Annotated in this window: 18 protein-coding genes, 1 tRNA gene and 1 pseudogene; 5 read left to right on the forward strand and 15 right to left on the reverse strand. The window is 69.7% G+C overall.

What is annotated here, in order from left to right; translation table 11 throughout:
• Positions 1-77 precede the first annotated feature (77 nt).
• The 5 genes and pseudogenes from EV383_RS29595 to EV383_RS29615 form a co-directional block, all read right to left on the reverse strand.
• A complete protein-coding gene (locus tag EV383_RS29595; protein ID WP_130293322.1) occupies positions 78-464 on the reverse strand; it encodes a hypothetical protein in 387 nt (128 codons plus the stop codon).
• The gene (locus EV383_RS29600) at positions 461-739 is read right to left on the reverse strand and encodes a hypothetical protein (protein WP_130293324.1); all 279 of its coding nucleotides are present in this window, start codon (positions 737-739) and stop codon (positions 461-463) included. Before EV383_RS29600 ends, EV383_RS29595 begins: the two co-directional genes overlap by 4 nt.
• Before the next feature lie 378 nt (positions 740-1,117).
• Positions 1,118-2,378, reverse strand: a pseudogene (locus tag EV383_RS29605) (IS110 family RNA-guided transposase).
• A 449-nt stretch (positions 2,379-2,827) separates the two neighbouring features.
• Positions 2,828-3,067, reverse strand: a complete 240-nt coding sequence (locus EV383_RS29610; RefSeq protein ID WP_130293326.1) for a hypothetical protein — start codon at positions 3,065-3,067, stop codon at positions 2,828-2,830.
• Complete coding sequence (locus EV383_RS29615; RefSeq protein WP_130293328.1) at positions 3,067-3,291, reverse strand: helix-turn-helix domain-containing protein; 225 nt, start codon at positions 3,289-3,291, stop codon at positions 3,067-3,069. Before EV383_RS29615 ends, EV383_RS29610 begins: the two co-directional genes overlap by 1 nt.
• Before the next feature lie 141 nt (positions 3,292-3,432).
• Here EV383_RS29615 and EV383_RS29620 point away from each other — a divergent pair, with 141 nt between their 5' ends.
• Positions 3,433-3,798: a winged helix-turn-helix domain-containing protein gene (locus tag EV383_RS29620; protein WP_130293330.1), complete on the forward strand. Its 366-nt coding sequence runs from the start codon at positions 3,433-3,435 to the stop codon at positions 3,796-3,798.
• Positions 3,799-3,947: 149 nt separating this feature from the next.
• Positions 3,948-5,327: an NsdA family TPR-like regulatory protein gene (locus EV383_RS29625; RefSeq protein WP_130295216.1), complete on the forward strand. Its 1,380-nt coding sequence runs from the start codon at positions 3,948-3,950 to the stop codon at positions 5,325-5,327.
• Here the strand turns inward: EV383_RS29625 and EV383_RS29630 are convergent, their stop codons facing one another.
• The 5 genes from EV383_RS29630 to EV383_RS29645 form a co-directional block, all read right to left on the reverse strand.
• Positions 5,328-6,239, reverse strand: coding sequence for a phosphotransferase (locus EV383_RS29630; protein ID WP_130293332.1), 912 nt, complete (start codon positions 6,237-6,239; stop codon positions 5,328-5,330). It abuts the gene before it with no gap.
• A gap of 151 nt (positions 6,240-6,390) precedes the next feature.
• Positions 6,391-8,118 (reverse strand): ATP-dependent nuclease, encoded by a 1,728-nt coding sequence (locus tag EV383_RS29635; RefSeq protein ID WP_130293334.1) that lies wholly within the window; start codon positions 8,116-8,118, stop codon positions 6,391-6,393.
• Positions 8,119-8,355: 237 nt separating this feature from the next.
• Positions 8,356-8,739: a tyrosine-type recombinase/integrase gene (locus tag EV383_RS33235; protein WP_423213674.1), complete on the reverse strand. Its 384-nt coding sequence runs from the start codon at positions 8,737-8,739 to the stop codon at positions 8,356-8,358.
• Positions 8,651-9,715 (reverse strand): tyrosine-type recombinase/integrase, encoded by a 1,065-nt coding sequence (locus EV383_RS29640; protein WP_207223704.1) that lies wholly within the window; start codon positions 9,713-9,715, stop codon positions 8,651-8,653. Before EV383_RS29640 ends, EV383_RS33235 begins: the two co-directional genes overlap by 89 nt.
• A gap of 95 nt (positions 9,716-9,810) precedes the next feature.
• A tRNA-Thr gene (locus tag EV383_RS29645) sits at positions 9,811-9,884 on the reverse strand.
• A gap of 101 nt (positions 9,885-9,985) precedes the next feature.
• Here EV383_RS29645 and EV383_RS29650 point away from each other — a divergent pair.
• Positions 9,986-10,879, forward strand: coding sequence for an alpha/beta fold hydrolase (locus tag EV383_RS29650; RefSeq protein WP_130293336.1), 894 nt, complete (start codon positions 9,986-9,988; stop codon positions 10,877-10,879).
• Between the two features lie 12 nt (positions 10,880-10,891).
• On the opposite strand, the gene EV383_RS29655 is transcribed toward EV383_RS29650, so the two are convergent.
• The 5 genes from EV383_RS29655 to EV383_RS29675 all read right to left on the reverse strand — a co-directional run bounded on the left by EV383_RS29655 (position 10,892) and on the right by EV383_RS29675 (position 17,846).
• A complete protein-coding gene (locus EV383_RS29655) occupies positions 10,892-11,401 on the reverse strand; it encodes a 2'-5' RNA ligase family protein (protein WP_130293338.1) in 510 nt (169 codons plus the stop codon).
• An 8-nt stretch (positions 11,402-11,409) separates the two neighbouring features.
• Positions 11,410-12,561 carry a DNA polymerase III subunit delta' gene (locus EV383_RS29660; RefSeq protein ID WP_130293340.1) on the reverse strand — a complete coding sequence of 384 codons (1,152 nt, stop codon included), beginning with the start codon at positions 12,559-12,561 and terminating at the stop codon, positions 11,410-11,412.
• Positions 12,562-12,571: 10 nt separating this feature from the next.
• Entirely contained in the window at positions 12,572-14,608 is a 2,037-nt protein-coding gene (locus tag EV383_RS29665; RefSeq protein WP_242623365.1) for a bifunctional MFS transporter/dTMP kinase, read from the reverse strand.
• Positions 14,609-14,847: 239 nt separating this feature from the next.
• Positions 14,848-15,384: a hypothetical protein gene (locus EV383_RS29670; RefSeq protein ID WP_130293342.1), complete on the reverse strand. Its 537-nt coding sequence runs from the start codon at positions 15,382-15,384 to the stop codon at positions 14,848-14,850.
• Positions 15,385-15,476: 92 nt separating this feature from the next.
• Positions 15,477-17,846 (reverse strand): penicillin-binding protein, encoded by a 2,370-nt coding sequence (locus EV383_RS29675; RefSeq protein ID WP_242623366.1) that lies wholly within the window; start codon positions 17,844-17,846, stop codon positions 15,477-15,479.
• Positions 17,847-18,135: 289 nt separating this feature from the next.
• Here EV383_RS29675 and EV383_RS29680 point away from each other — a divergent pair, with 289 nt between their 5' ends.
• Positions 18,136-18,438 (forward strand): WhiB family transcriptional regulator, encoded by a 303-nt coding sequence (locus EV383_RS29680; RefSeq protein ID WP_130295222.1) that lies wholly within the window; start codon positions 18,136-18,138, stop codon positions 18,436-18,438.
• Positions 18,439-18,566: 128 nt separating this feature from the next.
• Positions 18,567-19,265, forward strand: a complete 699-nt coding sequence (locus EV383_RS29685; protein WP_207223705.1) for a class I SAM-dependent methyltransferase — start codon at positions 18,567-18,569, stop codon at positions 19,263-19,265.
• Positions 19,266-19,281 lie beyond the last annotated feature (16 nt).

Consider the following 19,281-nt stretch of genomic DNA (forward strand, 5'->3'; position numbering starts at 1 on the left):
GGTGAGAGCGGCCCGGCGGTCGTGTTCCGCCAAGATCCCGTCGCCGGGCCGTCCCACCTCGTTGATGTGTCTGCCGTTCACTGCGTCCTTCTCGTCTCCGGGCGCCGAGCCGGCGCCTCGAACAGCCCCGGTAACGCGTCCTGCGCCTGTCGCCCCGCGTCGCGGTCCGCCGCGGCGTCGCGCCCGGCCCGTGCACCGGGGACGGCCTCGACCAGGTGCGCCAACCGGACCGGGAACGGCTTGTTCTCCAGCAGGCAGAGGGCGATCACCCGCGAGGGGCAGTCCCGCCGTTGCAGAACCGGCGTGCCGCACCCCGGGCACCGGCCCACGGCCGGCGCGTCGTGGTCGACCAGGACCTGCAGGAGGTCCGTGCGTCCCGCCGGCCGCATGAGTCGCGGGTCGATCTCGTCGGTCCTTGCTGCCCGCTCGGGCACCGCCCACTCGCGGGCTGCACGACCGGTCATCGCGACCACCGGGCCTCGTCCGGCGATACGGCGACTCCGGCGTCCGTCAGCCCGTACCTCAGCCCGCCTGCCTCGACCGGGTCCGGCACCCGGCCGATCTGATCCGGGCACAGCACCGATCCGTCCGGGTGCGAGAACTCGGGTGCACTCCCGGCCCGGGCAGGCCATCCCGACGGCGAGGCGTCGACTACCGGCTCCCAGCAGCCAGGGCACACCAGGTCGGTGACGTCGATCAGGTCTCGTGCGGTGACGCCGTACTCGGCGATCGTGTCCATCCTGGCCTCCAGTTCGACGGCGGTGGACCGGTCGGCCCGGCCCCTCGGTGGCGGCGTCTGCCCCGCCACCACGCCGTCAGGCGCGCATGGCCTCCGAGACATCCCAGGCCGTCCCGTCGTCAAGATCGGTTGGTTGTGGTGCTCGTAGGTGCTGGTCGTCGGCTCGGCCCGTCGGGCGGGCTGGCTGCGCCTGCCCGTTAGGGCCTGCCCGGAGGGCTCGCGGAGGCTCACGGGTCCGGGGCAGCCCGAAGGGCTGTCGCGTCAGCGACGCCGAAGGCGCCCTTGAGGCGTGAGGGGCGAGCCCGCAGAATCCGGGCCGTCGACCAGCACCGGACCCGCCGGGCTCTGATAAATCCTGTGTGGACTGTGTGGTTGTGTTCAGGCAGCGTCAGCTGCAGCTGGTGGTGGTGTCGGTTCGGTGGAGCGGTGGCCCCAGGCGGTGGTCTCGTCGTAGAGCGCCCCGGTCTTGAGGCAGCCGTGCAGGATCCCGACCAGCCGGTTGGCCAGCTGCCGCAGCGCGGCCCGGTGCCCGAGCCCGCGCGCTCGTTGCAGGTCGTAGTAGGCCCGCGCCCCGACCGAGCCGACCAGCGCGCCCTGGGCCTGACGCCCGAGGGCGTCGACAAGCCGCTCGTTGTGCACGTAGCGGGCGTGCACCGAGGTCTTCTTCCCGGACTGGCGGGTGATCGGGCTGGTCGCCGCGTAGTTCTTGCGCGAACGCGCGCTGGCATAACGGTCGGGGTCATCCCCGAACTCGGCCAGCACCCGTGCGGCCACGATCGGACCGAGACCGGGCTGGCTGCGGTAGATCGCCGCGGCCGGGTGCCGCTCGAACTCCGCGCTCAGCTGCCGCTGCAGGGTGGCGATCTCGCTGTTCAGTGCAGCGATCACAGCGGCTAACGAGCGGGTCGCGGCAGCGAAGGCGGCGGTGACCGGCTCAGAGCGAGTCAACCCTGGCCGGCGCAGCGCCGCGGCCATCGTGGCCGTCTTGGCATCGATCCCGGGCCGCCGGGCCCGACGCATCGCCGCGCTGATCTGGGCTCGGGTCAACCGGGCCGCGGTGTCCGGGTCGGGCGCCTTGGCCAGCAGCTCCACGGTGTCGGCGCGCGTCAGGTCGTCGAAGGCGTCCAACGCCGCCGGGAAGTACTCCAACAGGCTCTGACGCAGCCGCAGCACCTGACGGGTGCGGTCACGGATCAACCGCTGGTGCGCCCGGGACAAGACCTTGATCCCGGACGCGAGCTCCGTGTCACCGGCGATCGAGCGCAGCTGATGGCCATCGGTGCGGACCATGTCCGCCAGCGCGCGCGTCCGCGGCGTCGCTCTTCGCACCGGCGTTGGAGTGCCGCTCCCGATAGCGGGCGACCTGGCGGGGATTGATCGCGAACACCCGATACCCCGCCGCCACCAGCGCCTGCACCCACGGGCCACGCTCGGTCTCGATCCCCACCCACACCTGCGCGAGTACCTCACCCTCCGACTCGGAATCGGGCTCGGGCAGGTGCGCCGCGACCAGCTCATGCAGCCGAGCGACACCGGCTAGACCTTCCGGCAGCCGGGCAGCGGCCAACCGCTCGCCAGCGGCATTCTGGATCTCCACGTCGTGGTGATCCTCGGCCCAGTCGTCCCCCACGAACAGCATGTTGATGTTCCTCGCTCTCACCGATCGACAACGGGAGTAGCCGCGAGAGGACTGCCGGCGGCCTAATGGATCAGTGCTCACGCCACGTCGTGCCGGGCACGCCATCCCATCAGCGGTCTCTGTCCTCCCGACCACCGGCCGGGGCACGGTCTCAGAGCAGAGATCCCTCACGGGCCCCAGGCTCGACGAGTGCTCACCGGACCGGCGGCTACGGTCACCGACCCTGCCAACCAAGATCGACCGGGTGCGGCGGGCCCCATTAGGCTCGAACTCAAGGGCGGCCGGAGGCCGTCGGCGGAGCCGATCGCGCAGCGACCCTTGAATTTGAGTGAGGCCGTGCTGAACTCGGGCCGGCCGGTCCACCGCCCCGCCGAAGGCGGGACCACCCGACTCCCAGGCCTGCGCGGCCGTGAGCGCAGAGTCCCCGGCCTGCCGACCGGCTCCCGCGCTCACGACCCACTCCCGTCAGTGCCGGCCTGCTGTGTCCGGTTCAGAGCGGGCGTGGCCGCCTGGTCGAACGCCGACATGAAGGTTCCGACAGCACCCGGCAAACCGGAGCCGACCGGGGTGGCGATGAACAGGACGAGCGCGAGCGAGGCGAACGCGATCGCCCCACCGGCCGAGCGGGCCTTCGCGCAGATGAACGCGCCGATCAGCGCGACCAGGATCAGGATTCCGACGCTGCCCATCAGGCACCGCCGGGTGCGTCGGCCGTTGCACCGGCGACGGCGCTCTCGACGAGTGTCTGGATCACCTGGGCCGGTACGAGCCACCGGCCACGTACGCGCACCGCGCGCAGCTCCCCGGTCGAGATCGCCCGGTAGACGGTCATCCGCGACATCTTCAGCATCGCGGCCACCTCCTGGACGTCGTAGAACGTCGGCCCCACGGTCGGGACTCCGCTGTTTGTCATGGCTTCCTCTCGGTTCGTATCCATACACACATGGTGTGCTATATGCACATAGTGCACAAGCTTAGTTCGACTTGTCCACCCACCGCGGGGCTATGACGCGGTCATCGGCGAGCTGCGTAGGCTGCCCCGCGGAGGAGGCTGATGACCGAGCACACGGGGCGCCCGAAGTACCTGCAGGTGGCCGACGAGCTACGTCGCGCCATCCGAGCCGGGTCGTACCCCGTCGGCAGCGAGCTGCCGTCGACCTCCCAGCTCACCCGCACGTACGACGTGTCCACGACCGTCGTCCGCGCTGCGATCCGGGAGCTGCGCCAGGAGGGCGTCGCCCAGGGCCAGCCCGGCAAGGCCGTCTACGTGACGGCGGAGCCGGGCGAAGAACCGCCGGATTCCGTCACGCAGTCCGACCTGGTGGCCCGCCTGCAACAGCTCGAGGAGCGGACGTCGGCCGCCCTCGCATCGCTCGAATCCCGTGTGGCCCAGCTGGAGGGTCGCGCTCCCGGGCAGTAGCTCACGAGGCGTTCTGTTTGCTCTTGCGTTCGACTTCATGCGAATCAGCAAACAGTGTCGGACCCCCCACCTACAGTGTGCTCGGGGGGTGCATCCGTGCACAGGGGGTGCACGCGGGGTGCAGGGCGTCCCTCCGGGCGGTGAACCAGATGGGCAGCACGACCGCGAACATCGCGCTGGGCCGCGCGATGAGCGAAGCAAGGATGAGCAACAACGGGCTTGCGCGGCGGGTGCGCGAACTCGCTGCGGCCCGCGGTGCACGGAGCTCCGCCGACCACGTTGCCGTGAAGCGCTGGCTCGACGGCACACAGCCCAAAGCGGAGACCGCGATGCTCATCGCGGCGCCCCTGTCCGAGAAGCTCCGCCGGACCATCACTCCCGCCGGCCTCGGGTTCACCGCCGGGCCTGTTGCCGACCACAGCCGGAACTCGTCCGTCGAGCCGGTCGTGTACCCCGACGATGCTGATACCGCGACCGACGGCCTCGACTCGGTCGCCGACGCGGACGCCGCGGGCGTGCTCGTCCCCGGACCGGAGGCGTGGGACCGCTTCGCCACACCCTCGATCATCACCGGCTACCTCTTCGACGGTCACAGCGAGCACCGTCGCCTCGACGCCGGTGACGGCCCGCTCGACGCCGAGGCGATACGACTGACAACGGCTCGGTTGATGGAGCTGGACTTCCAGCTCGGCGGCGGCCACACCCGCGAGCTCCTGCTCTTCTACTTCCGCAGCCAGGTCCTGCCGCTTCTCCAGTCCCTGCCGCGCGGGGCCCAGCGCAGCGACATCCTGTCCGCGACGGCTGAGCTCGCCCAGATGCTCGGCTGGAGTGCCTACGACGCCGGACGGCACGCCGCCGCGCAGCGCTACCTCGTCTACGGACTGCGCCTCGCCCGGGATGCGGGCGACGTCCTGCTCGGGGCGCGCCTGCTCTCGAACCTCAGCCACCAGGCCAATTACCTCGGCCGATTCCGGGACAGCGTCCAGCTCGCCCGCGCGGCGATCAGCACCAGCGTCGACATCCCAGCGCCGGCCACCCTGGCACTCCTGCACGCGATGGAGGCTCGCGCACTCGCGTCGCTCTCCGACGGTGCCGGTGCCTCTCGCGCGCTCGAACGCGCCGAGGTGTCCCTTCACCGCGGCGGCGATGCCGATCCGCCCTGGATCAGCTACTTCGACCCTGCCGAGCTCGCAGGCGAGGCCGCGCACTGCTTCCGAGATCTCGGCAAGGGAGAGGAAGCTCGACACTTCGCCGGCCTGGCCGTCGCCTCGCCGACGACGCCGCCCCGGACGCGAGCGTTCATCAACATGGTCACGGCCGCGGGCGCGCTGCAGCAAGGATCGCTCGACGAGGCGATCGTCGTCGCCAGGGAAGCGATCGAACTGGCCGGGCCGCTGCAGTCCAGCCGATACCGGCGCTACGTCTCGGACTTCGTGCGACAGGTGACCGAAGCCCACCCGCGCGACCCGCGAGCCGTCGAGCTGGCGGTCCTCACCGATCCGGTGCTGCGCACGCCGGTCGGCAAGTGATCAGAACGGCGTCCAGCAGCGAAGCGGCTCGCCGTCGCGGATCGTGCGCATACGCAGCTCGTACTCGTCGCGGATCTCCTGCGACTCGTTGACGTTCTGCATGAGCCAGGTCGTCATCTTGATCGCCTGCGCGCGACGCAGGACCTCGAACCCGGACCAGCTGGTCACGTCGAAGCCCCCGTAGCCCTCAACGAACTCCTGGTACTGCTCGTCGGTCCAGAAGCCGGCGACCTGCCACTCGGTCGCGGTGACGGCCAGGTCCCACTCGGGGTGGCCGATCGCAACGTTCTCCAGATCGATGAGGATCGGCTTCCCGTCGGCGGGGACCATCAGGTTCTGAACGTGGGCGTCGCCGTGGATGACGGTCGGCGCGTGGGGGAAATCGAGACGCGGCAACTGCGCCGCGATCTCGTCGAGCATTTCAGTGAGGACGCGACGGTCGACGTCGGGGATCGGTGCATCTTCGATACGTGCGGCGACTCGACCCAGTGGGTTGAAACGCGGCAACACGAACTCTGCCGGATGCAGGAGCCGATGGATTCTGCCCACCAGATCACCGAGCTGCCGCACATCGCTCGGACGGCCACGGCGACCGTCGATAAACTCCCAGAAGGTGACTGGATGGCCGTCTACTTCAATAGGCTGATCGCCGGAGGCCAACCTGCACACCAAGACCCCGCAGCCGTCCAACCATCTCGAAGCCTGCGCCTCCTTCACGGCGTCTGACCAACGCGCCATCGAGCGCGCAATCCGCACGACTACATGAGCTTGGGGGCAGTGATAGATCGCGTTTTCCCCAAGACGCAGGAGCCTCGCGTGCCGGATGTCTAGCGCTCTCAGGCTGCCAGTAGCGCGAAGTACATTCTCGGCCGAATCTCGACCAAAGTTTGCGATCGTGCTGTCTCCCTCCACAGACTTATTCTACGGCGCCCAACTGGCACGCTCCCTCTCAGGTGCAAGTCTTCCAGCTACGAAGGCACAGTTCGAGCGTTGAGATGCAGCCCGGCGGTCGCCTCACGCCCGATGGCCCAGAATGTTCGGTGAATCATCCACTTACAGGCTGCTATGGAAGCTTTTGATCGGATAGCGCCTTACACATTTCTTTTACAAAGCTATGCGCCTTATTTGCGCCCTCGTAAAGGCGCCCCTCCAGGACTGTTGCTAGCCATTTTGCCTTGTTGCCCGCGGGAACCTCACGGTTAAAAGACTCCAACTCACCATCGGCGACTACAAATACCCCGTGCCGCCGAAGCCAGCTATTCACGCGGTCGAACGCATTCAACGCGTCGCCAGCGAGGATTCGTCGGCCGTTATTCTTTGCCTCAGCCCAACCGTCGGAACCGCTCAGAGCATTTGAGATCAACTCACGATCGTTGTTCGAGATATTACCTTGGCTCCCGGATCTCGTGAAGACTTGGTCGATCTCGGCTTTCGCGGCAATGCGGCTCGCCGGTCGAGTTTTCGAAATTATTGCGTTTCGCATAGTGTTCAAGTCAGAGCGAATCTCTTCCAGATTTCCGCCCTGGGTAGACATTAGCGAGCTTAGTACCGCATCAGATCTCAGTGCGTCAAAATCTAGGACCGCTACGCATGGAACCCGTGCTGCCCTGAGCGCGTCTATCGCCTTCCAGACTCTATCCTTACCGCCGCAATGCATGAAGTGGACGTCGCGAACCTGCAGCTGATCGCTACCCGTGAGGTGAGTCAGAACGGCATTGTAGTATGCGCAATCCGAGTCCCCTTCGCAGACGGCAACACCTTGATAGAATAGACCATCAAGAACAGATGAATGACGCAGGAGTGGATCGTGATATAGCTGCTGAACCTTCTCGATCGGAATTTGAGAAGCATGAGACGGCCCACCCTGCCGACTAATACGGACGATTGTAGGGTCGAAGCCTGCTTTTGGTGCTCCACCCGTAATCCCTTGGACGATATTCTCACTATGCGTGGCAACTATTACTTGCGTTCCGCGGCCATGCTGCTCTGAAAGAATCCTTCCCAAGAGTCGCGCCTGGGGAGGGTGGAGAAACGCCTCTGGCTCATCTATTAGAATGACCTTGTATTCGGATGTCCGGATCGTCAAAAGCATTCCCATGAAGGCGCGCATTCCGTCGCCTTGCTCATTTAATCGACGTAAAGCCTGTAGTTCGTCAAGATAGATCTTCGACGGCGGCGGGCCGGATTCGACTGAAGACGGCCTTCCCACCAATAGATGTATCTCGTTACCCGCGTAGCGGTCAACTGTCAGACTTTCCCCAAATGCGCGATCCATTAGCGCACTGACTTCGGCCTCAAGTTCTCGTGAGTTCCACAGATGCTGAGCAGGCGCCGTTGGAGTCTGGGTGCGCGGATTGAATGCGGGCGAGTCTAACGATGCGTTCAATCGGCTCTGCGCATCCAATTGAAGAGCGTACATTCCACCGAGAGGATGTATATGGGTCTGAGTTCCCCACAGTGCGTGAACTTGCGACTCAAGCGTCACCCCACTTGCAGCCTGGAAGGTGCGCTCACCATGAGTTCCGTCGGGGTACTGACCAGGGGGCCGCCATCCATAAACCCGATCGATCCAACCTATAAATTCCTGAAGGCTCCCTGGCCACTCAAGCTCTACTTCACCCACAACAAGATGCTGATTGGGGCCAATATTAGGCTGATTTAGCCGCTCAAATGTCTCCCTGAGGAGTCTTGTCTTGCCAGCATTATTTGGTCCAACGATAACCGTTACACCATCGCTCGGGTCGACCCGCTGACCGTTTTGCAATGAAACCGACTTCAGTCGAGGAAGCACGGAGCGATACTACGGCCGACAGCCGACGAACGCACAACGCCAGCCGGCTCTCTGCGAAGTCGTTGATCACCCGGGCCCGACCCCGCAAACAACGTCACGCGAAAGGCTCAATCTGTCAGTCTGCCGGGATGAGCGGCCGCCGATGGCCTCGGTGTTGGAGTTTCCCTAGCAGAACGTTGAGCTGCGAGCAGGCCTCGGTCTGTTACGCCTGCGGTGGTCGACGAACGCCGCTCGCCTTCAACCAGGGCATCGACGACTCAATGCTGGAGTACCACGCGGGCGTCGCGCTGCCAGAGCGGCTGCAGCGCGTTGCTCGGACTCCAGTACAAACGCCGTGTAGGTCCGCAAGGTTGTCGACCCACCGCCAGCGTGGCCGAGTCTGCCGGCCACCGTGCGGATGTCGACACCAGCCGCGATCAGCTCCGTCGCCGAGTAGTGCCGGAGACAGTGCAGGTGCGTGCTGATCCCGAGCCGCTTCACCATCCGCCCATACCGCTGCGTGACAGTGTCCGGGTTGAGCTGAGCTGCGCCGTCAATCGCCGGAGAGAACACGAAGGCGTCCCGTCGAACGGTCGTGTCCAGCTCCGCAGCGCGCGCGTCGCACCTCTCGCGGTGCGACATGAGCACCAGGACCAGCTCCCGGATCAATGGTGACCCGGCGGTGCTGGTGCGTCTTGGTGTCCTTCTCCCACACGTCCCCGGCGATCTGCCCGATGCTCGACCGGAGGACGACGACGCCACGGTCCAAGTCGATGTCAGCCCACCGGAGCCCGCAGATCTCGCCGCGCCGCGCACCGGTCGTCATCGCGAACCAGATCAGCGCGGACCAGTCGGGATCGCCTTCCGCGTCCTTCATGATCTCCGCAGCCTCCTCCGCCGTCGGCGGGTTCGGGTTCGGCCGCGGCACCGACGGCGGCTCGACCTGGTCAACCGGGCTCACAGCGATCCAGCCCCAGCGGATCGCCCGCTGGAACGCGCCGCTCAGGATCGCGTGAACGATGCGGATGCTTCCCCCAGCGAGCGGGACGCAGACGTGCGGTCCGCACACTCGGTCACACCATCGGCACTCCGCCTGCGGGTCGCCGGTGACGTCTTTCTGGCACTTACGTCGAGGGGAGTGCTCGTCGCAGGTGTGCTCGTGCGTCGTCCGGTGCTGGACGTACTTCCTCCCACCGCAGTGGTCCCGGCAGCGGCGGAGGCGCGCGTAGAGGGTGTCCAGCGTCTCCGCGGTCACCTTGCCGACCGGAAGCCGGCCAATCGTCGGCCGGATGTGCTTCTCGATCTTGCCGACATAGCCAGCGCGGGTCTTCTTCTCAATGTCGATGACCTCGAGCCACCGGTCCACGAGCTGGCTGACTGTCACCTCGGTCCGGGGACTCCGGTGCTCGTCGACCCGGTTCAGCAGCCGGGTCAGGACGCGCTCGGCCTCCGCGGCGGTCTCCGCCCTAGTCTCGCGCGCGGCCACGGTCTGCCGGAGCCACAGCTTCTGGCCGGTGATCTGGTCGACGCCGCCGTACACCTTGACGCGTGCGGAGCCGCTCTGGAGCCAAGAGATCGAGCCCCGCCGACGGGGGCGAGGACGCTTCGCGGAGGCCATGACCCGACGCTAAGACGACCGGGAGGCCACAAAGGAGGCCACGAACCGAATTCTGAGGGGTGGTCAGGGGCCTCGTATGAGGCTCTGACCTGGGGAGCCGCCTTGGGGAGTCGAACCCCAGACCTACGCATTACGAGTGCGTCGCTCTAACCGACTGAGCTAAGGCGGCGGGTACTGCGGCTCAAAGTGTAGCCGTAGGCCCGAGCGAACCTGATGGCCCCCCGCGGGCCGTGTCGTGTGCGTCGTCGGACGTCGGGGTACGACGTCGTCATGCCGATCGACGTTGTGAATGCGGGCGTCCTGCGGGTGGCGTTCGAGCGGCACGGCCCCGATGGAGGATGGCCGGTCGTGTTGTCGCACGGGTTCCCCTACGACCCTCGCAGCTACGACGAGGTCGTCGGCCCGCTGGTCGAGGCGGGTGCCGACGTCGTCGTCCCCTACCTGCGTGGCTACGGGCCGACGCGGTTCCGCGACGCGGCGACCCCGCGGTCGGGACAGCAGGCCGCGCTCGCCCACGACCTGCTCGCGTTGATCGAGGCGCTGGGTCTGGAGAGGCCGGTCGTGGCCGGCTACGACTGGGGCGGCCGGGCGGCGTGTCTGGTCGCCGCGCTGTGGCCGGAGCGCGTGGGCGGGCTCGTCACCGTGGCCGGCTACAACGTGCAGGACATCGCCGGGTTCTCGGCTCCGCAGCCGCCCGAGGTGGAGCGCCGCCTCTGGTATCAGTACTACCTGCACGGGGAGCGCGGGCGGGCCGGGCTGGCCGAGCACCGGGCCGCGTTCGCCCGTCTGTTGTGGTCGGAGTGGTCGCCGACCTGGGCGTTCACCGACCGGCAGTTCGAGGCGAGCGCGGCGTCGTTCGACAACCCGGACTTCGTCGACGTCGTGGTGCACTCCTACCGGCACCGCTACGGGCTCGTCGACGGCGACCCGGCCTACGCCGCGACGGAGCGGCTGATCGCGGCGCAGCCCCGGATCGAGGTCCCGACGGTCGTGCTCGACCCGACCGAGGCCACGCTCTCGTCTCCCCGGACGACCGCCGAGCACGAGCGTCACTTCGGCCGGATCGTCGTCCACCGCCGGGTCGACGCCGGCCACAACGTCCCGCAGGAGGCACCGCGGGACGTCGCCGCGGCCGTCCTGGAGCTGGGTCGTCCCGGTCGCTGAGGTGGCGGTTCGCTACGAGTGGTCGAAAAGATGGCGCGGTCCCTCGGACCACGGGCCACCCAGGTAGTGCCACAGCGCCAGGCCGACGACCGGGACGTCGTAGGGCTCGAAGCCGGCCGACAGGTCGTCGTAGAGGCTCCGCGCCGCGGCCGGGGTGACCTTGTTCTGCACCGTCACGTGCAGGTCGGACTTCCCGCTGTCCTGCCGGGTCAACCACGGCTCCCACCGTGCGGCCAGGTCACGGCGCAGCCCGGTGAGCTCGGGACATCGCAGGTCGAACGCCACGCCCCGGCCGAGCAGGCGGACGGCGCTCACCCGCGCGGTGAGGGGCGGCCGTTCCGTCGCCTCGGCGACGGCGGCGTCGACCGCGGGCTCCTGGTCGCCGGGGAGGTGGTGGAACAGGGTCAGGTGCGCGGCGAGGTGGTTGCGGTCGGACGGGAAGTGGCGGCGGCGCAGGTCGTCGAAGTGCTCCTGGGCCGACTCCTCGAGGAGCGCGGTGAGGATGAGCGGCCGATCAGCCACCGTGTCCCTCAACCACTGTGCAGTGCGGTCATCATGGCCTCCACCGCGATCCGCGGCTTGACGTTCTGCTCCAGGGCCTCCCGGCAGGCCAGGACGGCCTCCAGGCGCCGGAGCGCGGACTCGGACCGCCACTCCGCGGCGGCGACCCGGATCTCCTGTTCCCGGTCCGGGTTGGTCAAAACGACGTCGGCGCCGCTCGCGGCGATCAGGATGTCGCGGTAGAAGCCGGCCAGGTCGACCAGGGCCCGGTCCAGGGCGTCGCGCTGGGTCCGCGTCGCGCGGGACTTCTGGCGCTTCTCCAGGTCACGCTCGGCCGCCTTCGCCGCGCGCGCGGCGCCCGCGACGCCCTTGCCGGTGCCGCCGGCGCCCATCGCGACGGCGAGCTCCTCGCGCTCGGTCTCGTCGCGCTGCTCGCGCAGGTCGTTCGCCTCGGTCTCGGCCCACTTGATCAGCGACTCGGCGTGGAAGAACGCGTCGCCGAGCCGGTTCAGCTTCGTCGGGACGGCGAGGATCGACTCGCGCCGCGCCCGGGCCTGGGGGTCGCGGGCCAGGCGCCGTGCCCGTCCGACGTGCCCGCCGGAGACCGACGCGGCCCACTGTGCCTGGTCGGGGTCGATGCCGTCGCGGTCACGCAGCACCCCGGCCACGGCCTCGGCGGACGGGCTGCGCAGGTGCACCAGGCGGCAGCGCGACCGGATCGTCACCGGCACGTCGTCGGGGTGGTCCGACGGTGCGCAGAGCAGGAACACCGTCTCCGGCGCCGGCTCCTCCACGGCCTTGAGCAGCGCGTTCGACGCACCCTCGGTGAGCCGGTCGGCGTCGGCGATGATCACGATCTGCCACGGCGCGGTGGACGGCTTGCGGGCGGCGAGCTGGACCAGGCTGCGCATCTCCGCGACCGAGATGGACAGGCCCTCGGGCACGATCTCGCGGACGTCGGCGTGCGTGCGGGACATGATGGTGCGGCACGACGCGCACTGCCCGCAGCCGTGGTCGGGGCACTGCAGGGCGGCGGCGAACGCGCGGGCGGCGTTCGAGCGGCCCGAGCCGGGCGGGCCGGTGAACAGCCACGCGTGCGTCATCGACGCGGGGTGCGACGCGGCGTCGCCCAGCTCGGCGACGACCGCGGGCTGGCCGACGACGTCGTCCCAGACACTCATGGCGCCGGTCTCAGGGTCGGGACGTCGGCGGGACGTCGTCGCCGACGGCCGGGAGCGGGCCGGTGGCGCTCGTCGAGGTGGTCAGCGTCTCGGCGTCGGCCGAACCGGGGGCCGGGATCAGCGGGAACACACCGTTGCGGACGCGCTCGGCGACGTCGTCCTCGGTGCCGTCGGCGTCGATCACGACGTGGCGGTGCGGCTCCACCGCGACCATCCGGGCCAGCAGCTTCTGCACGCGGGCGTGCTCGGCGCCGGCGACCGGGGCGGCCGCGCCACCGGCGGCGTCCGGGGCCCGGTCGAGCAGCACCGACATGTCCGGGCGCAGCCGGCCCGACGCCCACTTGCCCAGGTTCTCCAGCTCGCCGTCGTCGGGTGCGGCACCCATCTGCTCGGCGGCCACGCCGAACTGGGCCAGCGGGCTGGCCATGAACCGGTCCATCACGACCACGGCGCCGGACTCCAGCGCCGGGCGGATCACGCGCTCCACCAGGTCGGCGCGCACGGCGGCCGCGGCCAGGGCCTTGGCCCGCGCACCGGCCAGGTCGGCCTCGCGGGTGGCGGCGTTCCAGCGGGCCGCGTCGCCCTCGTCGTCGGGCTCGACGACGCGGTGCCCGCGCTCGCGCAGGGCCGCGGCGAGCAGGTCGGCCTGGCGCGAGGTCTCGGCCGGGGTCGCGCCCTCGATCGCGATCAGCACGCCGGAGCCGGTGCGGCGCTCGCCGTGGCGCAGCGCGGCGACCAGGTCGGTGAGCAGCGGCTCCAGGCGGCGGTCGTCCATCTGCCGGTAGGCGAACGTACCGACGACCGCGGCGACGATGCCGGCGCCGGCGAGGACGAAGCGCGTGCCGTCGACCAGGTAGGGGGTGCCGTCGATGGTGATCGTGCGGGTGGCGACCACGCCGACCACGATCGGGACCAGCGACATCGCGCCGAGCAGCACCACGCGCACGAGCGACTGCACGAACGCGTTGACCCGGCCGCGGACCTCGTCGGCGACCTGCGTGCCGATGATCGTCAGGCCGGTCAGGAACGCGACGCCGGCGAACCCGCCGACGAACATCACCGCGGCGATCGCCATGAACAGGTGCACCGCGAGCGCGACGACGACCAGCGACAGCCCGGCTCCGACGATCGCGGTGCCGAACAGGCGGTTGTGCGGCAGCCGCTGGGCCAGCCGCGGCCCGAACGCCATGCCGAGCGCGAGCCCGCCGAAGACACCGACGAACAGGATCGAGTAGGCCGCGTCGCCGCCGCCCAGGCTCGACGAGTAGAGCTTCGCGGTCGCGATCACGGCGCCACCGGCGGTGAAGGCTCCGATGATGCCGATCACCAGCCCGCGGATCAGCGGCGTGGTCGCGACGAACGTGAAGCCGTCGCGCAGCATGAACATCAGCGACGGCGGCTTCGCGGCCCGGTCGGCCTTGTTCGGACGCCCGGACAGCTCCGGGATCCGGAACCAGACCATCAGCGCGGAGAACAGGAACCCGAACGAGTTCACGAACAGCGCGAGGTAGACCGCGGTCGTCGGCGTCGTCGCGTCCACCAGCGGCGCGAACTTCGTGACCAGCGCGAACAGCCCGGCACCACCGGCCACGGCGACGCCGTAGGTGACGACGAGCCCGAGCTGCGCGGCGGTCTCCATCTGGTCCGGGCGGCGCAGCAGGTTCGGCACCGCCGCGTCCTTCGCCGGGATCCAGAACATCGCGCACAGCTCGATCAGGAACGTGGCGATGAGCAGCCACCACAGCGAACCGACGATCGGGATCGAGAACAGCAGCCCGAACTTCAGGATGTCGCAGGTGGCCATCAGCTTGCGCCGGTCGAACCGGTCGGCCAGCGCCCCGGCCAACGGCCCGAACAGCAGCGACGGCAGCAGCTTGGCCGCCACCGTGCCGCCGAGGGCGAAGCTCTGTGCCGTGTACCCGGCGCCGGCGGCGAGGTGCGTGGCCAGCGACGTCATCGCCAGGACCGAGAGCCACTCACCGGTGGAGGTGATGGCGGTGACCGTCCACAGGCGGCGGAACGCCGGGATCGCCAGCACCGAGGACACCCGGTGCGACGTCGGGGCGGAGACCTGCGGGGTCGCGGGGGAACCGATGGCGGCTCACCTCCTCGTACCGGGCCGGGGTCACCGGGAGTGTTTCGGCGACGCTGGATCGGCGGTTGACGGGCCCCGGCGGCATGCCGGTAGTTGACATCAGGGTAGTCGGGACCCCCGACACACGCGGGCAGGGCCGCACGGTACGGCGCCGAGTTACTCCGGACGAGCGGGTGAGCGGTCGTACCCGATCAGACGATCGAGGCCACCGTCTGGATCGCGATCACGGCGAAGACCAGCGCGAAGAACAACCAGAACATCCGCGACCCACGCCGGCTGCGGGTGCGCCGGGCGAACCCGAACAGGGAGGGGTCCGGCTCGACGCGCGGGCGCGGGGCGCGGGGGTCACTCGCCTGCGGGATCCCCCCGTACGGCCGGCGCGGGGCGGGGAGCGGGGGCCGGGGCATCGGCGGGACCGGCACCGGTGCCCGCGGGGCGGGCGGCACGGGCGACTCGGGACGACGCGGAGCGGGAGGGGTGGGCGGGGCCGTCGCGAGCGCCTCCGCCGGGGCCGCCGTCGACTCCGCCGACGCAGCCGGCTCGGCCGACGCCGGCGGGGGAGCGTCCTCCGTCAGCGGGGGTGCGGCGGCGACCCGCTCACGGGCGCGGCGTTCCGCCTCCCGCTGCGCGACCAGTCGCGCGACGCCCCAGCGGCCGTCCTCGGCGTCCGGGGGCAGGGACGAGAGGTCCACGCCTCCCCGCCCGCCCGGACGTCGCTGCTCGGCCATGGGCGCATGCTAGGACCACGGGCCGCGTCGGGCGAGGTCCACACGCGACGCAGAGCAGATCTGCGCCCGGTCGGGTGACCAGCGGGAACGGATCAGCCGCCGTCCCCGCCGCCCTCCGGTGGCGCTGCGCCCGGCGCCGGCGACGGGGTCGCCGCCCCCGGGATCGGCGGTGGCGCGGGCACGGTCCCGGAGCTGATCTGCAGCGAGACCTGCTCACCCGGCAGCGCGGCGCCGCGCGGGGTCTGCCCGACCACGGTTCCCGCGGTGGCGCGGTTGTCCACCTCGCGGGTGGTCACGGCCCAGCCGGCGTCCTGCAGCTCGGAGCGGGCGTCGTCGACGTCCTTGCCGACGACGTCCGGGATCCGCGACTCCGCGCCGCCCTCGAGGTAGCGGCCCTCGGGTGTCGGCAGCGGGGACACCGGCTTGCCCTCGACGAGCGGCTTCACCGCGCCGTACCAGGTCTCGGCCGGGGTCTTGCCGCCGAAGATCGTGCCCTCACCGCAGGCGAACGGGGCCCCGCCGCCGTCGCAGAGCGGGCGTGGGGAGTTCGAGTTGTCGAACGTGATGACCGCGCCGGACATCTCCGGGATCGCGCCGACGAACGTCGCCGACTTGTGCTGCTGGGTGGTCCCGGTCTTGCCCGCCATCGGCCGGTTCCAGCCGACCTGCTTGGCCGCGGCCGCGGAGGTGCCGCTGATGTCGTCCTTGCTCAGGCCGTTGACCAGCGTGTTCGCCAGGCCGGGGTCGACGGCCTGGGCGCAGGGCTCCTCGGTGATCGGCACCGGCTTGCCGGACGCGTCGGTGATCGCGTCGATCGGCGTCGGCGGGCACCACTTGCCCTGGCTGTAGAGCGTCGCGCCGACGTTGGCCAGCTCCAGCACGCTCGTCGGCGTGACGCCCAGGGTGAACGACGCCAGCTTCTGCGCCTTGGTCACCTCGGCGATCGAGCGGTCCGTGCGCTCGCCGGTGTTGGGGTCGGTGAACTTCGTCGTGGCCAGCGACTTCAGGCCCAGCCGCACCGACATGTCCACCACGTCCGGGACGCCGGTGAACTCCTCGAGCTTGATGAACGCCGTGTTCGGCGACGTCGCCAGCGCGTCGGTCATCGACATGTTGGGCGGGTAGGTGCCGGAGTTCGCGACCGGGATCGGGCGCCCGCTGCCGTCGACGTAGATCGGCGACGCGTAGCCCGACGCCGGGACCTGCATGTTGTAGTTGATGCCCAGGCCCTTCTCCAGCGCGGTGGCCGCGGTGAAGATCTTGTAGACCGATCCCGCGCCGAGGTTGACCGGCTGGTACGGCAAGCCGTAGCTGGTCTCCTCCTCGTCGGCGTTCAGACCGAACGTGCGGCTGGCGCCCATCGCGAGCACCCGGTGCTTCTCCTGCCCCGGCTGCACCAGCGACATCACGTTCGCGACGTTCGGGGTGTCCGGCGGGACCTCGCGGTCCAGCGACGCCTTGACCTGGGTCATCGCGTTGCGGTCCAGCGTGGTCTTGATCGTGTAGCCGCCGCGGTTGATCTGCTCCAGGGAGAACCCGGCCTCGGTCAGGTACTGCACGACGTACTTGCAGAAGAAGCCCATGTCGCCGGCGCCGTTGCAGCCGTTCGGCACGCTGACCAGCGGGTTCGCCACGCCCAGCGACGACGCGGCCGCCTGCCGCGCCTGGGCGTCGTCGATCATGCCCTGGTCGCGCATCTGCGCGATGACGAGGTTGCGCCGGTCGGTCGCGGTCTTCGGGTTCTGGATCGGGTCGAACTGGGTGGTGCTGCGGACCATCCCGGCCAACAGCGCCGCCTGCGGCACCGTCAGCTTGTCCGGGGTGGTGTTGAAGTAGGTGCGCGACGCGGCCGCGACGCCGTAGGACCCGTTGCCCAGGAAGACGATGTTGAGGTAGCGGTTGAGGATCTCGTCCTTGCTCAGCTGGCGCTCCAGCTGCAGGGCGACCCGCGCCTCCTTGAGCTTGCGCGCCGGGGTCTGCTCGGTGGCCTTGAGCCGCTCGGCCTCGGTCTGCGCGTCGACGTAGAGCATGTAGTTCTTGACGTACTGCTGGGTCAGCGTCGAGGCGCCCTGCACCGTCTCCCCGGACGCCGAGTTCGCGACGACCGCGCGCAGCGTTCCCTGCCAGTCGACGCCCTGGTGGTCGTAGAACCGGCGGTCCTCGATGGCCAGGATCGCGGCCTTCATCGACGGCGCGATCTGCTCGTTGGTCACGTTGGTGCGGTTCTGGTCGAACAGGTACGCGATCGGCGCCCCGGCCGAGTCGGTCACCGTCGTGGTCAGCGGCGCGTCGGTGCCGACCAGGTCCGCGGAGCTCGAGCTCACGCTGTCCCCGGCCTCGTTGGACAGGACGCCGAGACCGGCCGCGACGGGGAACGCCATGCCGGCGAACACCACACCGGCGAGGACGCAGAGCCCGGCGATCACGCCGATCGGCCGGAGAAGATGCCGGGGAAACCTCACAAGGTGAGCGTACGGGTCGCGAGGTCAGGAACCCGTCAGGTCACACGCCCACGGTTGCGTAGTTTTGCGCGGTGACCCGGACGGGCGGGGCGGCCGAAAATCGTTCTCGTCGCCAGAGCGCGGGACCCGTCGGAGGTCCCGCCCCGTCCCCGAGGTGGAACCCACGATGTCCGCACCGTCCCCCGTCTCCCCGCTGTCCTCCGTCCCCGCCCCCCGGGCCTGCGAACCGGGCACCGACGCCTCCCGCCGCCGCCCGACCCGTCCGCGGCTGCGCAGCACCGGCAAGCCGATGAGCCTGCCGACCTGGAACTGGCGCTCGGCCGCCCGATGCCGCACCTCCGACTCCGACGACCTGTTCGTCACCGGCGCCGAGCAGCGCGACGCCCGCGAGTTCTGCTTCTCCTGCCCGGTCCGCACCGAGTGCCTCGCGCACGCGCTGGACCAGGAGGTGGAGTTCGGCGTGTGGGGCGGGATGACCGAGCGGGAGCGGCGCGCTCTGCTGCGCCGGCGCCCGGACGTCCGGTCCTGGGCGCAGCTGCTCGGACGTGCCCGGAGCGAGCACTACGCCGGGGGCGCCGCGCGCAGCGCGTGACCTGGACGGCGGCGGCCGGGGCCGGGTCGGTACCTTCGTCGCTCCGACCTCGCAGATGCGCGAACCCGTTGCGCTCTCTGCCCGCCGGGCGGCCCACCGGCCGCAGGCCAGACCCCTGGAGGACGCTCGTGATCGCGACCGGCGAGCTGGAGTTCGTCTCCGGCCTCTACCGGAAGTACACCTCCGACCTCGCGGCGGTGGTGGAGCAGCAGCGCACGTTCCTGGCGACCAACGCCTCGACGGTCACCCCGCAGCTCGACGACCTCGAGGCCGAGATCACCTACCTGCTGCTGCGCGAGTACCGCCCGGAGCACGTGGTGGAGATCGGCACGTTCTACGGCTGGTCCACGACCTGGCTGCTCAGCGCGCTGCGCGACAACGGCACCGGGCACCTGCACTCGTTCGACATGGTCGACCACGTGAAGCGCACCGTGCCGTCCGAGCTCTCGGACGGGCGGTGGACGTTCACCAAGGGCGACGTCAAGGAGAACCTCGACGCGCTGCCCGCCGACACCGACTACCTGTTCATCGACGCCGACCACGGCAAGAAGTTCGGCCAGTGGTACGTCGACAACCTGTTCCCGCGGATGACGTCGGGGATCCCGGCCAGCGTCCACGACGTGTTCCACGGCCGGTCCGCCCGCGTCTGGTCCGAGGGCCAGGTCGTGGTGAAGTGGCTCGCCGACCACGACGTCCCGTTCTTCACCGCCGCCCGCAAGAACTCGCCGAAGAACTTCGACGCGATCAACGAGGTCCGCACCGAGCTGGGCCTGACCGGGGCGCGGGGCAGCACGAAGAACCCGATGATCTGGTTCAACCTGCCCTGATCCCCGGCCGCCGGGG

The organism is Pseudonocardia sediminis, assembly GCF_004217185.1.
Classification (GTDB): Bacteria; Actinomycetota; Actinomycetes; order Mycobacteriales; family Pseudonocardiaceae; genus Pseudonocardia; species Pseudonocardia sediminis.

What these genes read in the sequence shown, in the direction of transcription:
- EV383_RS29680 (WP_130295222.1), top strand. Translation starts at nt 18,136, where the DNA reads ATGAGCCTGCCGACCTGGAACTGGCGCTCGGCCGCCCGATGCCGCACC.
- EV383_RS29640 (WP_207223704.1), bottom strand. Translation starts at nt 9,715, where the DNA reads ATGGCCTCCGCGAAGCGTCCTCGCCCCCGTCGGCGGGGCTCGATCTCT.
- EV383_RS33235 (WP_423213674.1), bottom strand. Translation starts at nt 8,739, where the DNA reads ATGTCGCACCGCGAGAGGTGCGACGCGCGCGCTGCGGAGCTGGACACG.
- EV383_RS29650 (WP_130293336.1), top strand. Translation starts at nt 9,986, where the DNA reads ATGCCGATCGACGTTGTGAATGCGGGCGTCCTGCGGGTGGCGTTCGAG.
- EV383_RS29615 (WP_130293328.1), bottom strand. Translation starts at nt 3,291, where the DNA reads ATGACAAACAGCGGAGTCCCGACCGTGGGGCCGACGTTCTACGACGTC.
- EV383_RS29595 (WP_130293322.1), bottom strand. Translation starts at nt 464, where the DNA reads ATGACCGGTCGTGCAGCCCGCGAGTGGGCGGTGCCCGAGCGGGCAGCA.
- EV383_RS29600 (WP_130293324.1), bottom strand. Translation starts at nt 739, where the DNA reads ATGGACACGATCGCCGAGTACGGCGTCACCGCACGAGACCTGATCGAC.
- EV383_RS29625 (WP_130295216.1), top strand. Translation starts at nt 3,948, where the DNA reads ATGGGCAGCACGACCGCGAACATCGCGCTGGGCCGCGCGATGAGCGAA.
- EV383_RS29660 (WP_130293340.1), bottom strand. Translation starts at nt 12,561, where the DNA reads ATGAGTGTCTGGGACGACGTCGTCGGCCAGCCCGCGGTCGTCGCCGAG.
- EV383_RS29670 (WP_130293342.1), bottom strand. Translation starts at nt 15,384, where the DNA reads ATGGCCGAGCAGCGACGTCCGGGCGGGCGGGGAGGCGTGGACCTCTCG.
- EV383_RS29620 (WP_130293330.1), top strand. Translation starts at nt 3,433, where the DNA reads ATGACCGAGCACACGGGGCGCCCGAAGTACCTGCAGGTGGCCGACGAG.
- EV383_RS29610 (WP_130293326.1), bottom strand. Translation starts at nt 3,067, where the DNA reads ATGGGCAGCGTCGGAATCCTGATCCTGGTCGCGCTGATCGGCGCGTTC.